This window comes from Chitinophaga sp. H8, assembly GCF_040567655.1.
Classification (GTDB): domain Bacteria; phylum Bacteroidota; class Bacteroidia; order Chitinophagales; family Chitinophagaceae; genus Chitinophaga; species Chitinophaga defluvii.
Map to the genome: position 1 here is coordinate 2341731 of NZ_JBEXAC010000001.1, position 22523 is coordinate 2364253.

Annotated in this window: 13 protein-coding genes; 2 read left to right on the forward strand and 11 right to left on the reverse strand. The window is 45.8% G+C overall.

Translation table 11 applies throughout. From position 1 onward, the window contains the following. Positions 1-20 precede the first annotated feature (20 nt). The 5 genes from ABR189_RS08835 to ABR189_RS08855 form a co-directional block, all read right to left on the reverse strand. Positions 21-2261 (reverse strand): S9 family peptidase, encoded by a 2241-nt coding sequence (locus tag ABR189_RS08835; protein WP_354660108.1) that lies wholly within the window; start codon positions 2259-2261, stop codon positions 21-23. Between the two features lie 42 nt (positions 2262-2303). Then, positions 2304-4763: a glycoside hydrolase family 95 protein gene (locus tag ABR189_RS08840; RefSeq protein ID WP_354660109.1), complete on the reverse strand. Its 2460-nt coding sequence runs from the start codon at positions 4761-4763 to the stop codon at positions 2304-2306. 34 nt (positions 4764-4797) lie between these two features. After that, positions 4798-6252, reverse strand: a complete 1455-nt coding sequence (locus tag ABR189_RS08845; RefSeq protein ID WP_354660110.1) for a SusD/RagB family nutrient-binding outer membrane lipoprotein — start codon at positions 6250-6252, stop codon at positions 4798-4800. A gap of 26 nt (positions 6253-6278) precedes the next feature. Then, entirely contained in the window at positions 6279-9434 is a 3156-nt protein-coding gene (locus ABR189_RS08850) for a SusC/RagA family TonB-linked outer membrane protein (RefSeq protein ID WP_354660111.1), read from the reverse strand. 361 nt (positions 9435-9795) lie between these two features. Beyond that, positions 9796-10686 (reverse strand): AraC family transcriptional regulator, encoded by an 891-nt coding sequence (locus tag ABR189_RS08855; RefSeq protein WP_354660112.1) that lies wholly within the window; start codon positions 10684-10686, stop codon positions 9796-9798. A gap of 98 nt (positions 10687-10784) precedes the next feature. Here ABR189_RS08855 and ABR189_RS08860 point away from each other — a divergent pair, with 98 nt between their 5' ends. Both ABR189_RS08860 and ABR189_RS08865 read left to right on the forward strand, forming a co-directional pair. Further along, positions 10785-11801, forward strand: a complete 1017-nt coding sequence (locus ABR189_RS08860; protein WP_354660113.1) for a zinc-binding alcohol dehydrogenase family protein — start codon at positions 10785-10787, stop codon at positions 11799-11801. Positions 11802-11819: 18 nt separating this feature from the next. Next, a complete protein-coding gene (locus tag ABR189_RS08865) occupies positions 11820-13211 on the forward strand; it encodes an aminopeptidase P family protein (RefSeq protein ID WP_354660114.1) in 1392 nt (463 codons plus the stop codon). 44 nt (positions 13212-13255) lie between these two features. On the opposite strand, the gene ABR189_RS08870 is transcribed toward ABR189_RS08865, so the two are convergent. From ABR189_RS08870 to ABR189_RS08895, 6 genes are all read right to left on the reverse strand, one after another. Continuing rightward, the gene (locus tag ABR189_RS08870) at positions 13256-14986 is read right to left on the reverse strand and encodes an amidohydrolase (RefSeq protein ID WP_354660115.1); all 1731 of its coding nucleotides are present in this window, start codon (positions 14984-14986) and stop codon (positions 13256-13258) included. Between the two features lie 116 nt (positions 14987-15102). Further along, complete coding sequence (locus ABR189_RS08875; RefSeq protein ID WP_354660116.1) at positions 15103-16986, reverse strand: hypothetical protein; 1884 nt, start codon at positions 16984-16986, stop codon at positions 15103-15105. A 2-nt stretch (positions 16987-16988) separates the two neighbouring features. Continuing rightward, positions 16989-18101: a hypothetical protein gene (locus ABR189_RS08880; RefSeq protein WP_354660117.1), complete on the reverse strand. Its 1113-nt coding sequence runs from the start codon at positions 18099-18101 to the stop codon at positions 16989-16991. 32 nt (positions 18102-18133) lie between these two features. Continuing rightward, on the reverse strand, positions 18134-19723 hold the full coding sequence (locus tag ABR189_RS08885) for a discoidin domain-containing protein (protein ID WP_354660118.1): 1590 nt from the start codon (positions 19721-19723) through the stop codon (positions 18134-18136). Positions 19724-19826: 103 nt separating this feature from the next. Further along, entirely contained in the window at positions 19827-20816 is a 990-nt protein-coding gene (locus tag ABR189_RS08890; protein WP_354660119.1) for a discoidin domain-containing protein, read from the reverse strand. Positions 20817-20843: 27 nt separating this feature from the next. After that, positions 20844-22508, reverse strand: a complete 1665-nt coding sequence (locus ABR189_RS08895; protein ID WP_354660120.1) for a RagB/SusD family nutrient uptake outer membrane protein — start codon at positions 22506-22508, stop codon at positions 20844-20846. Between the last annotated feature and the right edge of the window lie 15 nt (positions 22509-22523).

A 22523-nucleotide genomic window follows, 5' to 3' on the forward strand; every position in this document is an offset into this window, starting at 1 on the left:
TAATATCAGCGGGATTTTTCTCACAAATGTTCCTTCCAGTATCTTTCCATCGTACGCCGCAGATGAAGCGAAGTATTTTCTCTTTCATGAATGCTGTGTGAACGCATAGGATAAGACATCATATAAAACAGCTTGTTCTGCCGGATCAGTTCATTGGCCAGCATTTCAAAACTCTGGTAATGTACATTGTCGTCTGCCGTTCCATGTATGATCATCAGCTTGCCTTTCAGGCCTGCGGCATAATTAATCGGTGAGCCATCATGATATCCTTTTGCGTTTTCATCCAGCAGCCCCATATACCGCTCCTGGTATGTAGCATCATACAATCGCTGATCTGATACAAAGGATACTGCCAGCCCGGTTTTATAGGTATCTGCGTAGCGGAACATGCAGTTAAGGGTCATCTGCCCTCCACCACTCCACCCCCAGATACCTACCCTGTTTTTATCAATAAAAGGATACGTGTTACAGATCGCTGTAGCCGCCTTTTGCTGGTCCTGCGACGCCAGGATACCGATCTGTCCGTAAATGCTTTTACGCCAGGTACGTCCCCTGGGTACTTTAGTGCCCCTGTTGTCAACACTCATCACAACATACCCCTGCTGCGCCATGTACTGATGCCAGAGGTCATTCCCATCCCAGTTGTCCTGTACAGTAGACCCTGCCGGTTCTCCGTATACATAAAACAGTAGTGGATATTTTTTAGCGGGATCAAAATCAGCCGGTTTGATCATCCAGGCGTCGAGGATAACGTGATCGCCTATATCTACTTTTACAAATTCCTTGGGGGGCAGCTTTAACTGATCATACCGCGCTTTCAGTGCATGGTTGTCTTCCAGCGAACTAATCGTTTTATGAGCCGGAATATTTACCAGGGAAATCCTGTCTGGTGTAATATGATTCTGAAAAGTATGGATAGCCCATTTCGCATCTGTCGACAACTGATAAGCATGCTGCCCCTCCTGCCCTGCGGGAGTAACCCTTTCTGCTTGTCCTTTTCCATCCATACGGCTCCGGTATAAATACCGCTGGATATAGTTATCCGGAGAAGCGATATAGTATACATATCCTCCCTGCGGGTCTATACAACTGATACTTACCACATCAAAATCACCTTTGGTAACAGGTTGCATTACCTTCCCATCCCTGGACACCTTATACAAATGCAGCCAGCCATCGCGCTCACTCGTCCAGGTAAAATACTTTTCATGGTCCAGCCATTTGATATTATCATGGATATCGAGGAAGGCGTCATCCTGATCAGTCAGGATATTATGCAATGCCATGTTGCCGGTGTTCCCTACCCATACCTTATTGGTGTTCTGCGGCCTGTTCAGCTGCTGTATCATTACCTCATCCGAATGGGGGATAAAGTCCATCCTTGCCAGGTAATTATTACGCGGATCACCAGGTATATCAAACCAGCGGGGATCGCCACCGGTGGCGCTGATAACACCTACTTTCACTGCAGAGAGCGTAGTACCTACTTTAGGATAAGGAAAAGGCATAGGTTTTGAATACAGGGAATCAATATTATCAATCAGGTAAAAAGTACCTACACCCCTGGTATCAGATTGCCAGTAAGCAATATTTTTACCATCCGGGCTCCAGCGGAACCCATCCCGGCAGTCCAGCTCTTCTTCATATACCCAGTCAAAGGTGCCATTGATAATATCTGCATTACCATCCTGCGTCAGCTGCCGGGTATTACCGGAGGCCAGCTCTTCCACATAAATATTGTTATTACTTACATAGGCTACCCTGGAGGCATCCGGAGAAAATTTGGCAAACATCAATGTACTGCGTGGCACTGTTTTTCCTACTTGCTGCAATTTGCCTGATTGCAGGTTCAACACCCAGTAATCGCCCCTGGTATTATAGCGCCATACCCTCCTGGTATTGGTAAATATCAGCAGTTGGGAATTATCATCCGACCAGGTATAATCTGCGATAGTCAATGGTTCCTGCGCTCCCGCCGGAATCAGTTGCGCTGCTGCTACCAATACACTTCTCCGGCCGCTGCCTGCTTCATACCGGATGATATCCCTGCCCCGTGAAGTGGCAGCAGCTTCCAGGGTAGAGTACCCTTTGTTATCTTTCATCCATCTCACCGGTCCATATCCCTTGCGGTTGTATATTCCTTTGCTGTAAATATCTTCCAGCGTGAGCGGCACAGCAGATGGCTGCGCCATGGCCGGAAGTACCAGGCAGCAAATCATCAGCAACAATAGCAGTCCTAAAACAATCCTTTTCTTCATCATAGACTTTGATACACTAATTTGATAAATGTGGTAATGCTGTTTTTATTGGAGGATATAAGTCTGTCCTTTCACTGTAGGAAAAGTGAGGGTACCATCCTTAGCCTTTTGTACTTTTACTTTGCGGCCATTAGCCGTCACCTGCAATGCTGCGCCGGGCTTTATCCGGCAGAGGCTGCCCTGCCCGGACATCACCTCCACCCGGTTCACCTTACCTGTCTGCCAGCTAAACTGCAGTTCAAAAGCACCACGGGCACGGATACCTTTTACTTCACCATCCTGCCATTCATCCGGCAAAGCTGGCAACAAGTCTATAACGCCCTCCTGCGACTGCACCAGCATCTCTGAAATGGCGGCGGTCATTCCTAACGTAGCATCTACCTGCATGGGTTTACCACATTTGGCAAACAGTTGTGGGCTGGCTTGTTCTTTCAGATATCTTTTAAAGATCTTATTAGCCCGGTTACCATCCCTTAATCTGGCCCATAGGGCGGTTTTCCAGGCCCTTGACCAGCCGGTGGCACCGTCCCCCCGCTGCTCCAGTACCGCTTTACAGGCGGGTATTAATGTTGGCGTTCCGGATACAGATAATACGTTGCCGGGATACAGCCCATACATGTGAGAAGCGTGCCGGTGTTCTTTTTCCAGCTGGCCCCAATCGTCTGCCCATTCCTGCAACGTACCGTCTTTGCCAGCCCGTGGCGGAGGAAACCGTTGCTTTGCAGCAATCACAGTAGATACGTAACCGGCATCTTTTCCTAAGATACCTGCCGCCTGTGTATATCCGCCAAACAGATCGGACAAGATCTGCATGTCTATAGAAGCACCTGCACAGATGGTAGTGCCGGGGAGCATCCCCCCGGTTACTTCATCAAAGAAAGGGCCGTTAGAAGGACTAGCCGGGAAGTTCTCCGGTGAAGTGGAAGGATTGGTAACCAGCCATCTGCCATTAGGATGTGGTACCAGGAAATCCATGTAAAAATCTACTGCTCCTTTGAGCACCGGGTAAATATCCTGCAGGTACTGTTTATCCTGTGTATACAGGTAATGTTCCCACAACATGGTACACAACCAGGCACCTCCAGGTGTGAACGCACCCCATGCCGGGCCGTCCATCGGTGCGGCCACCATCCATTGATCCGTATTCTGATGGCATACCCAACCCCTGCAGCCATAATGTTCTTTAGCTACCTGCGCACCCTGATCTGTAAGCTGCTTTACCAGCTGGATCAATGGTTCCGCACACTCGCTGAGGTTAGCCGATTCCACTGCCCAGTAATTCATTTCCAGGTTGATGTTGGTAGTATACTTCGAATCCCAGGCAGGATTCATATCGTTGTTCCAGATACCTTGCAGATTAGCGGCCTGCGTACCGGGGCGGGAAGATGACATCAGGACATAACGACCAAACTGGTAAGCCAGAGCCGCCAGCTGCGGATCAGACGCTGTCATATTCTGCTGCATTCTTTCATTCGTAGGCAGGTAAGCGTTAGCTGTAACCGGTAAACGTAATACTACCCGGTCGAACAATTGCTTATAATCTGCCAGGTGTGCCTGCAAGATAGTAGCATAGGACTTATCTTTGATTTTATCCAGGTAGTCCAATACCCTTTTATGCTGATCAGCGCTTACATCCTTATAGTTTACAAAGTTGGTAGCTGCAGCAAAGTACAAGGTGACCGTATTTGCATTTTCCACCACAAGGTCCCGGTCTGTTACTTTAATGGTACCTCCTTCGGTAGTCGCTTTTAACCGGGCCTCATATTTCATTTTGCCAGCTACGCCCAGATAGTCGGCCGACTTCCCGGTTAATATCAGTTCATCTTTGCCATCTCCATCCATCCGGAAATAATCGGTGGCATAGTTGGAGTGCTCCTGATTTCGTACGCCATGTAAATTGGCCTGAAAGGAAATACTGCCTGGTTTACTGGCAGTGATCCTCACTACGATTACCTGATCAGGTACAGAAGAAAAAACCTCCCGCTTGTAGGTAACACCACCGCTTACATATTGCAGACTGGTAACTCCTGTTTTCAGATCCAGCCAGCGCCGGTAGCCGGTTACTTCCCCGGTATTTTTAAATGTCAGTTGCAGGTTGGCCAGCGACTGGTATTTCTGCTGTTCTACCGGATATCCCATCAGTGTTCTGCCAAACAGGTTATGTGCCTGCTTCATTTCACCTTTAAATACCAGCTGCCTGATTTCCGGCAGGGCCTTGTATCCCTCTTTTACCACAGCATTATAAGGCCCGCCGGTCCAGTAGGTGTCCTCGTTTAATTGTATACGTTCTGCTAAAGCATTTCCAAATACCATTCCTCCCAAACGCCCATTTCCTACCGGCAGCGCTTCGTTCCATTCTGCCGCAGGTTTGTCATACCACAAAAAAGTAGCGGGATCAAAGCGTTTATTACTGATCTGATCGTATTGGTTACTATCCTGTGCCAATGTACTGGTGGCCCATACCACCAGGGCCACCAGCATCCACATCCTGTTATTCATACTCATAAGGTCCGTTATTTTTGTTGAGCATTACATTTTCCTAATGCACATTTGATCTTTTATCCCACCATACCTGTTTGCCCCAGTATTTATCATTATTCTCCAGCCCTTCCATATGTGGCTTAATATTCTTTTCGTTCAGGAACAGTTCTTCTTCCGGATAAGGATAACGGAAAGGAGGCCTGTTGTGCGAGCCGTTATAATCATATGGTACTTTGGCCATTAATGGAACATCTGTTCTTCTCGCTTCACTCCATGCTTCCGCACTTTGTTTAAACAATGCGATCCATTTTTGCAGGTTAATCTTTTGCAAATCTCCATTGTTACCCGCCAGTGCTACTTTAGGATCATTCAGATAAGTACTTATATTAGTGATGCCATTCTCTGCCATAGAAGCCGTAATTCCTTTAACATAAGCATCCGCCGCATTACCAGTTACCAAATTACGCTGATAGGCTTCTGCCATGATAAAGCACACTTCCGAATAGCGCATAAACGGAGAAAGTCCATTGGCCGTTCCGGCAAACTTTGTACCTATCCTGGATACATTGTTCAGGGTAAACTCGCTGCCAGGGCGGCCGGTAATCAGTCCGTGGTATAAGCCATCATCTGCAGCGGGCAATGCGTATACCGGCAACCGGGGATCAGCATAATTATTCAGTACGTCTATCAATGTAGCATTCATGGCATAATCTGTGCGCGTGCGCAGGAATTCATACCATGGTTCATTGTATGGCGCAGTACCCAGCCATTGCAGCGATACATTCTCGTCCTGCTGCAATACCGGATAGCTGGCCGCATTCGTCAATACCTCCTTTAAAGCGGCCGTGGCTACCGCAGGAGCGGCATATGACATACGCATGGCCACTCTCAGGCGGAGGGAATTACAGAACCGTTTCCATTTGCCGGTATTATTGCTCATCAGAATATCCCCATCTCCCAGTTTATCAATAGCCCCTTCATTAAAAAGATCAGCGGCTTTCTTCAATTCTGCCAGCAGGGAATTGTAAATGGCTTCCTGCGTATCGTAGGCAGGTTGTATTACACCATCTTCTCCTTTCAAAGCATCTGAATAAGGTACATCCCCCCACATATCAGTAACATACTGGGCTACAAAGGCTTTTAAAGTTATAGCTGCCGCCTGCATATTTTTATTATTGTCTTTTTCCGACTGCAGGATCACCTTTTGCAAATCGTTCATAATCTGATACAGACTGGTCCAATGACTTAATACGATCTCTGCCCGGTATTCATAAAAAGCCCCTACAGAACGTACCGAAGTCTGGCCGCCATAGGCCCCCAGGTAATACATCCCTAAACGTTCTCCATACAAGGTACCGGCAGTAGCCTGTATAGATCTGGCGAGAATATTGGTAGCCGGTGCCGTGACCGGATTGTTCGGATTTGTATTCATCTCATCAAATGTGCGGGTACAGGCAGTAACCTGTAGTAATACCAGCAAGCCGAAGACAGATTTTATAAACAGTTGTTTCATTTTTTCAGATTTAAACCAAGATTAAACTAGAACCCTAATTGCAATTTCAAGCCTAAGCTTCTGGATGGAGGTAATTGATAGATCTCTATTCCCAATCCGTTATTGCCGGTTCCCATACCTGTTTCCGGATCGATATGCGCGATATTGGATTTGTGTGTATAAAGCAGTGCCAGGTTGCGGCCTACAAAGCCTATGCTGGCAGAGCTGAGGAACTTGATTTTCTGCACCGGGATACGATAGTTTAAGGTTAGTTCCCGCAGCTTGATATAACTGGCGTTCACGATTGCATTTTCATGCAGGTCCCAGATGTAGTTGCCCCGGAAATAATCTTCTGCTGTAATACGGATATCATTTTTGGTACCATCCTCTTTCACCCCATCTACGATCAATCCTGTTTCCCTTACATTGTTGGCAGTAGTATTGGGCAAGGTACCATTGGCCTGATTGTGCCAGATAGTATAGGAAAACAGGTCGCCACCCCAGCGCATATCCAGCAGGAAGCTGAGGTTAAAATTCCGGTAAGTAAAGGAGTTATTGATACCTCCGGTCCAGTCAGGCAATACATTGCCGAGTGTTTGTCCGGATACCACCATAGGTACCCCTTTACTATCTACAACGATACTACCATTAGCATCCCTTTTATAAGCGCCACCTTTGATCTGCCCAAAAGGTTCACCAGGAATCGCCTGTACGATCACGTTATTGGCTGGTCCCAGGTCATAAGATTCAATACCGGGATAAAGGCGGTTTACTTTATTCTTGTTCTTCGCCCAGTTGACGGTAATATCCCAGTTAAGCCCTTTGGTATTTTTAAGGACGGCGCCTGTCAGCATCAGCTCAACGCCGGTATTTTGTATTTCACCTGCGTTGATCAGGATAGAGCTGAATCCGGTAGGTTTGGATATCCCAACAGACATGATCTGGTTATTTGTTTTCATGTTGTAATAAGAAAGATCCAGCCCAATGCGGTCGCCAAAGAAGCGCAGTTCCGTACCCACTTCAAAGGAGGAGGTGATTTCCGGTTTTAATCCCAGTGGTGGTATCTGGCGGGCATAATTGTACAATGCCACCCCATTCCAGGGAGTACCTCCGGCAGCATACGTAGCTGCAGTGCTGTAAGGGCCGGTATCATTCCCTACCTGTGCCCAGCTACCTCTTACTTTACCATAGGTAAGTACGCTGGAATGCATCTGAAATCCATCTGTGAATACAAATCCCAGGTTGAAGGAAGGATAAAAATAAGAGCGGTTGCTGGCAGGCAATGCCGAGCTCCAATCATTTCGGCCGGTGATACCGAGGAACAGGTAATCATTGTAAGAAATATTGGCAGAGCCGTAGATACTCTGTGTTTCTTTCTCGCTTCTGAACATGGAAGAACCTACTGTTCCTTTCACATTACCGATCGTATACAAATCAGGCACCGTAAGCTGGGATGCCTGCAACCACATGGAGTTATATTTATTATTCCGGTAGTTGGCCCCCAACGTACCGTCTATACGAAAGGCAGTAGAGATGCGTTTATCCACCAGGAAAAGGAAGTCAGCGTTGGTTTCATTGGTACGGATATGTGTTTGTTCAAACCGGCCTCCACTGGAACTTTGTTTGGACCTGGATTGTATAATATTCTTGCGTTCTTCTGAGTAGTTATCCGTACCTACAACTGCTTTCGCAGTCAGCCAGTCTGCAATCTTATAGGCAAGATTAAAATTACCGAACATCCGCACCCTGTCCATCGCATTGGTATTGTGGATCATCAGGTAAGGATTATCTGCCACCTGCGACCAGTTATATGGCTGTCCCAGTGCATCATTATCCTGCCAATGGTCTTTCAGCAGGCGCATATCTACCTGGCGGCCTGTCCAGCCACCAATGGAAAAAATAGGATTAGAAGAAGTATATTGTCCGGAAGGCAGATTACCGCTTTTGCGTTGGAGGTAAGTTACATTCACCTGTGCTGTAAGGCGGTCGGATGGCGTAAGCGTACCACTGAAATTGACGGTATTCTGGGAAAGGTCTGTATTGGGAATAGTGCCTTTCACCTGCAGGTTGGACAATGATAAACGGCCTGCTGCCTTATCACCGGAGGAGGATACTGCAACATTATTATCTGAGGTGATGCCTGTTTGCCAGAAGTCCTTCACATTATTAGGATGCGATACCCAGGGCTGATCTTTACCCATAAACTGGTCCAGCTTCAAGCCAGCGTCCATACGTGGTCCCCAGCTTTCATCCAGCATATCGTTTACACCTGATCCTCTGCCATCTACATAGTTGTAAGCATATTTTTTCGCGTAATCCTGGTAGCTCATTTCCGGATGGTCCCGTTTCCAGATCTGCTCACTGCCATACAATCCCTGCCCGTATTCATTCTGGTATTTAGGCATGATATATACATTATCAAAAGTAAGTGAGGAGGAAAAATCTACCCCCAGCCTGCCTTTCTGCAGCCCTTTTTTGGTGGTGATCAGGATCACGCCATTAGCGGCACGGGACCCATACAATGCAGCCGCATTGGCACCTTTCAGCACACTTACGGATTCTATATTATTAGGATCAATATCGGCAGCGCTATTACCATAATCCACTCCCTGTCCTGCGCTTACGGTGGTAGCATCATTCATGATCGGCACTCCGTCTACTACAAACAAGGGTTGGTTGTTGCCAAAAGAGTTATTGCCACGGATAATAATCCTGGAAGAGGATCCTACCGCCCCCCCTGCGTTGGTAACCTGTATACCCGCAACTTTACCGGAAAGTGCATTGACGATGTTCAGGTCTTTCGTTTTGTTCAGGTCCCCACCCTTTAGTTCCTGTACGGCATACCCCAATGCTTTCTTTTCTCTTTTTACACCTAATGCAGTAACCACCACTTCACCCAGACTTCCATCTTTCGGCTGTAGTACCACATTGTACACTGTAGCCGCAGTAGCCGGTATCTCCTGGCTTTCCATGCCGATAAAAGAGAACCGGATTACCGCATTCGCCTTCTCAAAAGCAAGCGAATAAGAGCCATCTGCTTTGGTAGCGGTACCTATGGTGGTACCCGTGATCATCACAGATACGCCGATAAGCGGCGCTCCATTTTCGGCTGAAGTAACCCTCCCCGTTATTGTTCTTTTCTGGCCATAAGCCATGCCAACGAGTGTTAGCAGTAGTAATCCAACAGATAAAAGATGTTTCATTGCATCATTTTTAAAAAGTAAAGGGAAGTTGATTGTTCACACGCGTTGCACAGGTATAACATACCCATAAAAAACAGTTGCTGTTTTCGTTTACTGATTCTGGAAATAAGGGAAAAGCCGTTGTTGATAATTGGTTGTCAGCAATTACATTCTACATACATCTTCTGCTATTACCCTCCAGGCATATGCCGGTAAGTGGAGGTGATGACAGTACAAATAGAGTTCTTTTTTTTGAATGGCGGTTGTCTGAAATAAACCAATGAAAGTATTATATTAACTAAATAAAATCCGGAGTGGCTAATTTTCAGGAGGCTACCTTCCCGGCTATACTCACCTGACATTTCCGCTCATCCGGTGATGGTTATGAAGCATGCTGGCTGATCTTCTTCAGGTGTTCTTCCTGGTATAGCAACGGGCTTTTTCCCGCAATTTTTTTGAACTGGTGATGGAAATTTGAAATGTTGTTATAGCCGCAGGCATAGGCGATCTCCGCTACGCTCCAATCTTTTTCGATCAGCAATCGGCAGGCATGCCCTATACGTATTTCCATCAAAAACTGGAGATATGTTTTACGTATTTTTTGTTTGAAATAGCGGCAAAATGACTCCTTCGCCAGGTTAGCTTCCGCGGCGACCTCTTCGATTTTAATAACCCGGTGAAAATTATTGAACGTATATTGATAGATCTTGTTAATCCGTTCATCATCATTGGTAGAATAAGTACCCGCAAACCCCTTACTGGTAATCACTTCGTACTCCTGCTCATCCGCAATATGGTGGAGGATCTGCATCAGCAGCAGCATGCGCTCTGTAAAAGAAGCTTCCGGCAGTTTCTGCATCATCGGCACTACCTTTTTCAGGGTTTTACCCACTATCTGCAGTCCGTATTTAGAGATCGATAACAGCTCTTTAATAGCAGTCATCTCCGGTAGTTCCATAAAACCTTTACCAAAGGAATCTTCAAAAAAATGCGCTACAGTTGCGGTGGTTTTATGTGCTACTTCCGGTGTAATGTATTTTTCATCATGAATAAAAGTATGTGGCAGGTAAGGTCCTATCAATACAAGATGATGTGGTGTATATAACGTAGCTGTTTTATCACCAATGATCTGGGTACCGCCGGACTGGCTGATCAGCAACAGTTCTATTTCCGGATGGTAATGCCAGTTGTTGACCAATGCCGCTCCTGCATCCCTTCTGACGCTGAAAGAGCATTGGGGGTTGATCGTTACTCTTCTCAAGATGGGTTTCACATGAAAACGTTTATGCTAAAATAATACATTCATGCGGTTGTTTCGAACATATTTTTTCCCTGAAAATAGCTTCACTTTGCATACGCAATAGATCAAACATGAAAATACTGGTATGTAAATCACCGGGAGTATTTGAATATCAGGAAGTGGCCAAACCTGTACTTACAAAAGGGAATGTAATTATCCGGATCAGGCGGATAGGTATCTGTGGCACTGACTTACATGCCTTCAAAGGAATACAACCCTATTTTGAATACCCACGTGTACTGGGACATGAATTATCCGGAGAGATTGTTGAACTGGAAAAGGATTTACCAGGATTTAATAAAGGAGATGCTGTCACCTTTATTCCCTATTTCAGCTGTGGCAAATGTATTGCCTGCCGTTCTGGGAAACCCAACTGCTGTGTAAGCATTCAGGTATTTGGTGTACATATAGACGGTGGGATGGCAGAGTATGTATCCGTGCCAGCTGATGCGCTTGTAAAAGGTAATGGTTTGAACTACGATGAACTGGCCATGGTAGAACCCCTGTCTATCGGCGCGCATGGTGTGCGCCGCGCAGCCATACAGCCGGAAGAATTTGTACTGATAATCGGTGCAGGCCCTATTGGAATAGGTACCATGCTCATGGCGGGTATTGCAGGCGCGCAGGTGATCGCCATGGATATCAACGAAACAAGGCTGGCTTTTTGCAAAAAACAGCTGGGGATCCGTCACCTGGTAAACCCCACTACCAGCGATCCCGAAACACAATTAAGCAGGATTACCAACGGAGATATGCCTACGGTTATCATTGATGCCACCGGTAATCAGCATGCCATCAACAATGCATTTCATTACCTCGCACATGGGGGGCGGTATATACTGATAGGACTGCAAAAAGAAGACATCATCTTCAATCATCCGCAATTCCATAAACGGGAAGCCACCTTAATGAGCAGCCGTAATGCCACCCGGGAAGATTTTGAATACGTCACTACCATTATCCGGAACAAACAATTATCCGCTGCTAATTATATTACGCACAAGGTTACCTTTGATGAAGTAAAAACAGCATTTACCAGCTGGCAACAACCCGATAATGGTGTTATCAAAGCCATGGTAACGTTATAACCTCTAAACACATCAAGTATGTTTCAGGAAGCTACTTATCAACAGCGGAGAACAAAGCTCAAAAACGATATTAAAAAAGGGATCATCCTGCTATTGGGAAATGAAGAAAGCAGTATGAACTATAAAGATAATCTCTATCCCTTCCGGCAGGACAGCTCCTTCCTGTACTTTACCGGGCTAAACCGGCCGGGACTGGCTTTACTGATTGACCCGGAACAAGGTACGGAAATCCTTTTCGGGGATGAGCTGACCGTAGAGGATATTGTATGGATGGGCCCCCAGACTCCACTACGGGATGAAGCGGCCCAGGCAGGACTGCTTACTGTACAACCTTCCAAAGCATTGGATGCTGCCATACAAAAAATACAATCCGGCAAAAGGGCACTGCATTTTCTGCCCCCCTACCGGCCGGAAACAGCCTTGAAGATAAGCGCCTATCTCCAGTTGCCCACTACCGCCATAGCCGCACAGGCATCCGTACCACTTATCAAAGCAATAGTAGCGCAGCGGTCCGTTAAATCTGCCGAAGAGGTCGCAGAGATCACCAAGGCGGTGAATACAACTGCTGCCATGCAGCTCGCTGCTATGCAACAGGCCCGTGCCGGTATAACAGAAGCGGCACTGGCAGGTATCTTACAAGGCCTCGCGGTCAGTGCAGGCGGTAACCTGTCTTTTCCTACCATCCTGACGGTAAACGGCCAATATCTGCATAACCACTACAGTGATAGCATATTACAGCCGGGACAAACCGTTTTATGCGATTGCGGTGCTGCTACGGCCATGCAATATGCCGGTGACATGACCCGCACTTTTCCGGTAGATCAGCAATTTTCTACCCGGCAGAAAGAGATTTACAACATTGTATTACACAGTTATCAACAAGCTGTGGCTGCATTAAAACCCGGTAGGTTATTTAAAGACATCCACTTACTGGCTTGTGCCGCACTTACCGAAGGACTGCAACAGATTGGCCTCATGAAAGGCGATATCCAGGAATCAGTAGCTGCCGGAGCCCATACCCTGTTCTTCCCTTGCGGATTAGGGCATATGCTTGGTCTGGATACGCATGATATGGAGAACCTGGGTGAAGCCTATGTAGGCTATACGGATAACCTTAAACAAAGTACTGAATTTGGCCTTAAATCATTACGCCTGGGCAGAACGCTGGAAGCTGGATTTGTGGTTACCGTAGAGCCCGGATTATACTTTACCCCACAACTAATAGACGCCTGGAAGCAGGAAAAGAAGCTGGCCAGCTTTATCAACTACGACAAACTTGAGGCTTACCGCCAGGCAGGTGGTACCAGGATAGAAGAAGACTTCCTGATCACTCCGGATGGGTATCAGTTGTTGGGCGACCCATTACCTATTACGGCCGAAGGCATTGAAACGATCCGCCAGGCCATTTAAACGGCTCAAAACCTCCGGGCCAGGTGTGTTAATAGCCATTGTATTTAATGGGGTCTTGTATAAACGGGTGTTCCGTCTTTAATTGTTTCCATCACTTTAATATCTTTAATGGTGGCAGGGGCTACCTTTAAAGGATTTTTATCCAGTATCACCAGATCTGCCCGTTTTCCCTTTACCAGACTTCCCTTTGTGGCTTCTTCCCCCCATTGATCAGCCGCATTAATGGTAATGGCCTTCAATGCTTCATAGGGACTTATCCGTTGGTCAGCTCCCAGGATAATACCGCTGCGGGTGGTTCTGTTTACCGCAGCATATATTGCTGTGAGCAGATCAGGAGGCGTAACCGGCGCATCATGATGGATCGTGAACATAATATGATTTTTCAAACCATCCATTAAAGGACTGATATGATTGGCCCTTTCCGGCCCCAACACGCTGGTCAGGTGCCAGTCGCCCCACAAATAACAATGTGTGGGAAACCAACTGGGGATGATATTCAGTTGTTTAAATCTGGCCAGGTGATCTGGTCTGGTTACCTGTGCATGCACCAGCACACAGCGGATACCTGCCGGCTGCAGCCCTTGTTTTTGCAGGGAATCAATCAGCACAAGGGCTTCATCAATAGCAGCATCTCCATTACAATGGATATGTGCCGGCATCCCATGTTCAAAAATAGCTTTTAGTCCTGCATAAGCCGCCGCATGCGTATAAATAGGATGCCCCCGGAACCCTGGTTTTTCCCCATCCGGTGGTACCAGATAAGGCTGGGTAAGCCAGGCTGATTTACCCTGGGGAGAACCATCAAAGGTCATTTTTATGCCTCCTATTTTAAAATGTCCGTCATACTTGTTATAGTATTGTTTCCACACAGCCAGACTGTCTTTATTGGCATCATAGTCAGGCAATACCACGATATCTCCTTTCAGCAATCCTTTTGCAGCTGCCTCCCGGATCAGCCGGATCTGCTCCGGAGAGGTCCGCCCTTCACAGATAGTGGTTTGTCCATTGGCCAGCCATACCTTTTCGGCGGATAGTAAGCCGGCAAATTTATCTTTTGTACTATCAGGTGGCAGCAGTGTCGCTAATAATGAAAGCGCCCGGATATTGGCATTCTCCATCATCTTCCCGGTGAGCTGCCTGGTCTTGGGATCACGTCCCATGAGGCCACCCGGGGGATCCGGAGTGGTATAGTTCACCCCCATTTTTTTCATGAACAAAGTATTGGCCACTCCCATATGCCCGGAGGTATGCATAATGTAAACGGGGTGTTCCGTAGTCACTGCATCCAGCTCTGCCGCAGTAGGATGCCGGTGTTCTGTCATGACTGCATCATCATAGCCATTTCCTATAACAGGTACACCTGCAGGTATGTTTTTCGCTTTAATATAATCCCGGAGTGCCTGTTGCAACATGGGGACCGACATCACCTTACCATAGGGCTCCGGCATCAGGTTGGCAGCAGCTTCCAGTGCAGCATACCCCCCCACATGCCCATGCGCATCAATAAATGCGGGCAAAAGTGTTTTTCCCTGCAGATCTACCTGCTGCGTAGCATCATCTGCCTGCTGCATCATTGCTGCTTTGGTACCTGTTGCGGCTATCTTTCCATCAGTCACCAATATTGCCTCCGTGTATACGGCACTATCTCCTTCCATGGTAATGATATCACCATTGAAATATATTGCGGAAGCCTTTTTATTATCTTTCTGAACGCTACTGTTGCAACTAATTAATACAAAAAAGCAAAAGCTGGTAATCGCCGGCAAACTTTTCATACGTTATTGTTTTTGAGGATAAAAGCAGGAAAACGGCTTTCCATACCTGATACCTTTTGAACAACATTTTAAACATGATATTGTTTAAGAAAAGTGAAGCCAGCCTTTTACCCTGTTTAAATGGCATCTAGTGCCTGCTCCGCCGCTTTGTTTTTATCTCCGTTAATGATGGATAATTTCTGACCATTCCCCTGCTTTATCTCTTTTGGCTGCATATGCCGGATAAACATATTCCTGCCGGGGAACCCGGGTTCAAAAACATTGTCACCTGTTTTTACATTACGGCAACCATCCAGGTAGATATTCACTTTACGGTAAAATGGTTTGTATGCATTGGTAGGAATCATTTTATTGCCTGTAAATGACAGCGCATCTACTGAGCGAGCATATAACAGCGCATAGTCATAATGTTTAAACGTATTTCCTTCAATACGGATATTACGGTGATAAGCGGGTGATTTATCATCTTTGGGACGTACAGATGGTGTAATAGTAATAACGCCTTCTCCCCATCCCCATGGTGCTTCCAGTATATTATTACCGGAGGTGTAGCAATTTTCAAACACATTATTGATAATAGCTACATCCTTTACTGCTCCGGATTCAAACCACAGATCGGTATCCCCGTCAATCAGAATTGCTGCGCCTGCTGTATTAAAGTAATTATTTTCAATCCGTACTTTACCGGCGGTGGTGATCAGCAGCCCTCTTGCCCGGTGGCGTTTAAGAATTTTACAATCTTTGATCACCACATCCGGATTACGGTCTTTGTTTTCCAGCAAATCGCCGGTCCTCATTTTGTGGAGGATCTCTTCACCAAACGTGATCCGATAGCCTATCAGTTGTCCATTGCGGAGTACCGGTTCCTGTCCGGTTACTTTAAGTGGTGCGCCCCGTTGCATAGTAGCGGAATCCACCGCCCAGGCATTTTCGCCCGCTGCAAAACCAATATACCTGCCATCTGGTTTCAACAGCACATTATGTGCATCCATCACCTCAATAATTTTACCATACATCCCATGAATGTTAAGGAAGTCATCCCCGCTTCCCGAAACGGTGCAATGATCTACGATGATGGTTCCCTTACAGCCGTTGAAGTGAGTAGCATCCGCTACCGTACTGAATACCCTTCCTTTTTTTTCATTTACAATAATGTTTACCTGTTTCAAGCGGATATCTTCACTTTTATAACCATGCACCCCACAACTTAATGTGTGATAAATGTCTATATTCTCCAGGTTGGTTTGTTTACTTGAATACACCAGTATCCCATCCGTGATATAGGAGCCATGATACAGGGCTATCAAGGTACCGGGGGCTGGTTGATAGGCAGGTTTAAAATGGAAACGAACCAGCCCGTTGCCCAGTGCAGCGGCTGTTGCTTTAGGCAAATCCCCCAAAGGGTTGTCCCTGGTCTGGTACACGATATCCTTATCGCTTCCATTAAAAATATTGTTGTAGTTGTGCGTGATCTTACTTCTCCATCCCTCTCCGGTAAAGTAGATGGTATCGTTCACAATCTCGTAGGGGTATATGTGTTCATCAATTTTCATATCCACAAAATCAGCGCCGGAGGCTACAATCTCTGCCTGTGAAATAAAAGGCCGGTCCCAGTCAATGCTGAAATTCCTTAAAGTGATATTAGTACTGTTTAACAGCCGGAAAGGCATCATCCTGCCATGAAAGATAAAATCGGCCCCCTGGCCGTCAATACAGATATCAGCGTGGTCTTTCAGATCAAAAGCAATCGATGCTTTAAACAATTCCTCTTCCGCCTGATATGGCCAAAAATCGTAGCGGCCTTTGGGGAAAACAATTTTCAGCCATGTGCCTGCTTTCTTTTCCTTCAATATTTTCCGGACTACCGGCTCTATATTCAGGCGTGTATCCGGCTGTACACCGTAATCCGACACATTCACTACCAGCGTATCCCGCTGTGCAACAACGGGAGTAGCAACTGTTACTGAAAAGAGCAATACAACAATCAATAAAAATTTCATGCTTACTTTTTGATAAATTTAATAGTATAATATTTTCCTGTTTTCGTATTAGGTGTGGTGGTAATGTCCAATCCACAGGTATACAATCTGAATGTTTGCCCCATAATATATGGATTATTATCAGTAGTATTTACCTGCCAGTTATAATGATGGGTAATATCCGGGAAAGTGAAATCTCTTTCTGTCCAGTCCTGCTTTTCCAAACTGTTGGCAAAAGCAATAAAGGTTTTACCCGAAACAGCATTGCCTATACAAACATACTTTTGCAGGTATTCATTGAAAACCACATTGGCAATATTCACATAAGGAATAACGATTGTTTCTCTGCCACCCAAACCAGCTTCCGTCCATGTGCCATTATAGAACTTATGCCATTTTCCTGGCGCAAACTTATCAGACAACAAACACCTGGCCACGCAAATATCCTGCGCGCTCCTGTTCAATGTAGTTAAAGAATAAAAGCCTTTTTTGTAGTATACATACACATAACCGTCCCCCGGTATCAGCAGGCTGAGATCTCCCGCACCATAGTATTGCTGTCCTGCAGGTGGCGGAGCAGACTTATCCTGTGTGATAATATCTCCCTGATAGCGCCAGGTACGTCCCTTATCCAGGGAAGTGGCCAATCCCATACGCCGTTCCTTGGCTTCTGTAACCCACCCATTCAGGTAATTATACTCACTGTAGGCTATAGAATAAAAAGTACCGGAAGCGGGATCAATCCATAATCCCATTAACCAATAAAAGCACCAGTCATTTCCTTCGGTATGCAGATCAGGGAAGTTCTGTACCATCTTTGGTTGTTCCTGTAATTCCAGGTCATCCATTTTACTTCCTTTCCGCATTGCCCATGCATTAAATGCAGCGGGATCCGTAAAACTATTCCACATCGCTCCCGCTCCTCCCAGCATATATGTTTTACCCTCATACGATGCAATGCCAGGTAACTGATCCAATAAATAAGTGTGCGGCACACCAGTAGTGGTTACCTCCCAGGTAAAAGTAGTTTCCTCCGCTTTAACGGGTACCGCTTTTTTTGAACAGCTGCATAAGCACAGCAAAGTGCATATGCAGCTGAAGTACAAAGCGTTGACAAGACTATCTGCTTTAATCATTTATCCAGGTTATAAAGATTTAAAAATAAGTATCAGAATGCTCCTATCTCCGAGAAATACAATACGGAGTTAGTGCCATGAATAGCGGTGACCACCAGTTTCAGGTACCGTGCATTTACAGCACCGGGAAATGACAACCTGGTTTTACTTTCCTCCACCGGCCCCTCCGGAATTTCTATATTAGTATAAGTAGCAGCAGTTTGCCAGTTGATATTATCCTGGCTCACCATTACCTGCATGTTTTTAGGCTGTCCGCTGGAATAGTTATCATAGAACTTACGGTTCTTAAACGTGATCCCATGTAGCGACTTCAGTGATTTCATGTCAATCGTAATGTGATGCGGGAAAGGCGCTTCGCTGCCCACCCAGGCGGTAGACCAGAAAGTAAACGGATTATAATCCAGTACATAAGCAGCTCCTCCTTCAAACGGTGCAGAAGGCCAGGGTTCCTGGGAAGAATAATCTATTACTTCCCATCCCCCTTTATCATATTCTTTCATATCAAACATGATATAGTAATAATATCCTTCCCGGGTGCTGGTAGTAGTATTCAGACCACTGGTATATAGCTTGAACGATTGCCCCATAATATGCGGGCTGTTGTTGGTAACATTGACCTGCCAGTTATAATGATGGGTAATATCCGGGAAAGAAAAGTCCCTGACACTCCAATCCTGCAATGTCATGCTGTTTGCAAATGAGATAAATGTTTGTCCGAAAATTTCATTTCCGATACACACATACTTTTTAATAAACTTGTTATAGCTAACATTTGCAATATTCACATCCGGGATAATGATCGTTTCATGTCCACCAATGCCTGGCTCTGTCCAGGTGCCGTTATAGAATTTCTTCCATTGTCCGGGTGCCAGCTTGTCGCTTAAAAGGCAACGGGCCACGCAAATATCCTGGGCTGTCCTGAACAAGGTAGTCAGGGAATAATACCCTTTTTTATAATACACATAGGCATAACCATCGCCAGGAATAAAGAGGCTCAGATCACCTGCCCCGTAGTATTGCTGTCCGGATGGTGGTGGAGCTGATTTGTCCTGTGTAATAATATCCCCCTGGTAAGTCCACGTTTGACCATTATCGGTAGAGGTGGCTAAGCCCATACGTCTTTCCTTAGACTCACTGGCCCAGCCATTGAGATAATTATATTCACTATAGGCGATCGAATAAAATTTACCTGTTGCCGGATCTATCCATAATCCCATCAGCCAGTAGAAACACCAGTCATTCCCTTCTGTACGATAATAGGGAAAATTGGTAGCTGGCTGTGGCTGGGATTGCTCTACAGCATCATTTACATTTGTACCCTTCCAGATCCCCCAACCGTTCCAGCTGTTATTCCACATGGTTCCCCCACCCCCCAATACGTATTGATGTCCCTGGTATCTGTCAAGGCCAGCCAGCTGGTCAAAGTGATAGGGATGTGGATTTTTCACGGTATCTACTTCCCATAGAATAGAATCATAAGTGGCGCTTCCTCCTATTACCGTCATCAGGGCATCATCCAGATGCAGCCGGAGATCAGCAGCTGCCTTTTCTTTTAACAATTCTTTTTTACATCCACCCACCAATACCATCACCAACATCATAAGTAATCCTTTGTGTTTCATACATAGTCAGTTTAAGATGAAATGAATCTTGTTATTGGACATACGGTGTACTACCGGCGAGATATTACCCCGGATAAAGTATTAATAGCGTACTGCGACATACTTATTTAATGCCGATACCGCCTATTTCAGAAATGCAAATGATAGATTCTCCTCCATTATTGGAGAGGGCTTCAAATTTTACATACCTGGCAGTCACTTTTTTGGAGAAGATCAGCGGCGCCTGTGCAGTCAGTCTTTCCCCTTCAGGTAATGGAATTTCAGTAAATGTTTCCTGCTCTATCCAATTAACATTATCATTACTTACATAGATGGTAACGCTGGTGGCCCTGTACCCATCCCATCCGCCAAAATCGCGGTTCTGAAAATACACACCATACAGTTCTTTGGGAGCTTTCATATCAATGGTAATATAATGCGGGAAAGGCACCGCTCCTGTTTTATACTTTGTATTCCACCAGGTATAAGGATTATTATCCAATACATAAGCAGCCCCCTGGTACCCGGCTTCCGGTTCTTCGTCCGAAAACCCTATTACCTCCCATCCTGCTCTGTCCAGGTTCACATATTCTATCTTTTTAGGTTGCACCTGTACTTTGATAAAATAGGTTTGCAGCTTATCATTAACAGTGGTAGCATTAGCAGGCACCAATGTCATGGGCAGCAAGTATTCTTTTTCCACCTCCAGCGCCGCCGGGGAAATAATAACACTGGCAAGTGCTGAATTCACTTTCCCCTTTGGAATCACCGTTTCCAGTTCAGCCTTATAACTCTGCTCCGGCAGCAGCGTATAGCTGGTACCATTGATCTGATTGTATTCGGCTACAGTTGCTTGTAATACTTCAAATTTCACCGGCACATCAGCTGCAGGTAAATCGAAGCCGCCTATAGCCGCCCCATAACTAACTGTATCAGGCAATGCTTCCAGGTTTTCAAAACTTACGCTGGCGACTCCTTTCACAGCCTGAGGGATATATATTTTTTTGTAACTGTCCCGGTTTTCAATGAGTACTTCCTTATTGCAGCCCAGTGCAATGAACAGGAAGCAGCAACCAAGGTATTTATATAGTGGATTGTTAGATACTGTTTTCATCTTCTTTTTGTTTTTTTAGTACAGGAATCACCATCCGGGGTTTTGCTGAAGCACCTCACGGTTCTTATCTATTTCGCTCTGGGGTATGGGGAATAAATAATGCTTATTCCTGTCAAATACCCGATTGGACCATACAGGATAGGAGAATTTTCCGGTGGTACTAACATTCACTTTATGTACCGGCCTGTTATCTGTCTGTTCTGCAATCTTCCATCTTCTCACATCCCAGAAACGGTGGTTTTCGAGTACCAGTTCTATTTTTCTTTCGTGCCGTATCTTTTCTCTCATGCCCGACTGAGATAAGCTTTTAGGCAACTCTGGCATTCCAGCCCTTGTTCTGATGGCATTCACTGCATTATACACTTCTCCATCAGGCCCTGTAGCTTCATTCCTTGCTTCAGCATAGTTGAGGTACAGTTCTGCCAGGCGGAACAGGATGAACCTCCTGGTTGTATTGCCGGAGTTGCTAAACAGGTTGTGGTCTTCTTCAATGTATTTGCGCCAGAAATAGTTTACCCTTGCTTTATCCGTGCTGTAATCAGCCCCGCCAGGTGCAACATTTACCGTTCTGCCTTTCCAGGTGGCCCCATGGTAAAGAATGGTCTGGTAAAATCTGGGATCACGGTTCTCGTATGGATGTGCCGGATCATATCCCGCAGTAGGGTTTATTATCTGTTCTCCATCCGCAGTATAACCGGTAACCGGTATAATGCCGTTGATCATTTCGTAGGAGTCCACCATTTCCTGTATAGGTCCTTCACCATACCAACCGTTATATCCGAGCGACCCTGACCAGAAGTCCCAGTAACTACCATCTCCTTCGTAAGGGCTGGCACTGGACCAGATGGTTTCCGGGTTATTCATTTCCAGGAAAATCCTTTCATAAGCACGTTTATTATTATTACTGGTTTTAGATAATGCATAACTATTGGTCACTGCAAAATCTATCGCATCCTTTGCGGCAGTAGCTGCCTTTTCCCAGCGGGATTTTTCATTTGCCGGATTAGATAATGTACTGGCATAATAGAGATACAACCTGGAGAGAAGGGCCTTGGCAGCAGTAGCTGTAAAGCGTCCAAAATCAGCACTGTTATGTGTAGGTGGCAAATTTGCAATGGCAATTTGCAGATCTTCATCAATAAACGCCACTACATCCTTAACAGGTGTTCTTGGCAGATTCACTGCATCTCCACCACCAGGCAACAGGGCTTCTTTCACTAAAGGCACCTCTCCCCAGGTGGTATACAGCATAAAGTAATAGAATGCCCGCAGGCCGTGCGCTTCTCCCAATAATCTTTTCTTCTTGTTACTAACGGATTGTCCGGCGCTTTCTTCCGGAATAAGGGAATAGTTTTTAATAAAAACGTTTACTTTCCTGATAGAAGAATAGTAAGCAAACCAGGACCAGTCCAACGGGAAATTCACCGCATTCCAGTTGCCGTTGTTAAAGTTCACAGAAGTATTAGGATGCCCCCACATAGCCGCCCCTTCATCAGTAGCAGAGCCCAGGTTGTAGAAGCTGCTGCGGTCGTTATTGTTGCGATATACCAAAGTAGGCACTTCCCGGTAGGCATTATTCAAAAAAGCTTCTGCATTATCAATATTGCTGAATACTTTAGTTTCATCGATCAGGTCGCTCGGCGCCCTTTCCAGAAAATCTTTTTTACAGGCAGGCAGCGTTAGTATTGCCATTAAAACAAATACTAC

What these genes read in the sequence shown, in the direction of transcription:
- ABR189_RS08880 (WP_354660117.1), bottom strand. Translation starts at nt 18,101, where the DNA reads ATGATTAAAGCAGATAGTCTTGTCAACGCTTTGTACTTCAGCTGCATA.
- ABR189_RS08865 (WP_354660114.1), top strand. Translation starts at nt 11,820, where the DNA reads ATGTTTCAGGAAGCTACTTATCAACAGCGGAGAACAAAGCTCAAAAAC.
- ABR189_RS08870 (WP_354660115.1), bottom strand. Translation starts at nt 14,986, where the DNA reads ATGAAAAGTTTGCCGGCGATTACCAGCTTTTGCTTTTTTGTATTAATT.
- ABR189_RS08895 (WP_354660120.1), bottom strand. Translation starts at nt 22,508, where the DNA reads ATGGCAATACTAACGCTGCCTGCCTGTAAAAAAGATTTTCTGGAAAGG.
- ABR189_RS08860 (WP_354660113.1), top strand. Translation starts at nt 10,785, where the DNA reads ATGAAAATACTGGTATGTAAATCACCGGGAGTATTTGAATATCAGGAA.
- ABR189_RS08850 (WP_354660111.1), bottom strand. Translation starts at nt 9,434, where the DNA reads ATGAAACATCTTTTATCTGTTGGATTACTACTGCTAACACTCGTTGGC.
- ABR189_RS08890 (WP_354660119.1), bottom strand. Translation starts at nt 20,816, where the DNA reads ATGAAAACAGTATCTAACAATCCACTATATAAATACCTTGGTTGCTGC.
- ABR189_RS08835 (WP_354660108.1), bottom strand. Translation starts at nt 2,261, where the DNA reads ATGATGAAGAAAAGGATTGTTTTAGGACTGCTATTGTTGCTGATGATT.
- ABR189_RS08875 (WP_354660116.1), bottom strand. Translation starts at nt 16,986, where the DNA reads ATGAAATTTTTATTGATTGTTGTATTGCTCTTTTCAGTAACAGTTGCT.
- ABR189_RS08840 (WP_354660109.1), bottom strand. Translation starts at nt 4,763, where the DNA reads ATGAGTATGAATAACAGGATGTGGATGCTGGTGGCCCTGGTGGTATGG.
- ABR189_RS08885 (WP_354660118.1), bottom strand. Translation starts at nt 19,723, where the DNA reads ATGAAACACAAAGGATTACTTATGATGTTGGTGATGGTATTGGTGGGT.
- ABR189_RS08845 (WP_354660110.1), bottom strand. Translation starts at nt 6,252, where the DNA reads ATGAAACAACTGTTTATAAAATCTGTCTTCGGCTTGCTGGTATTACTA.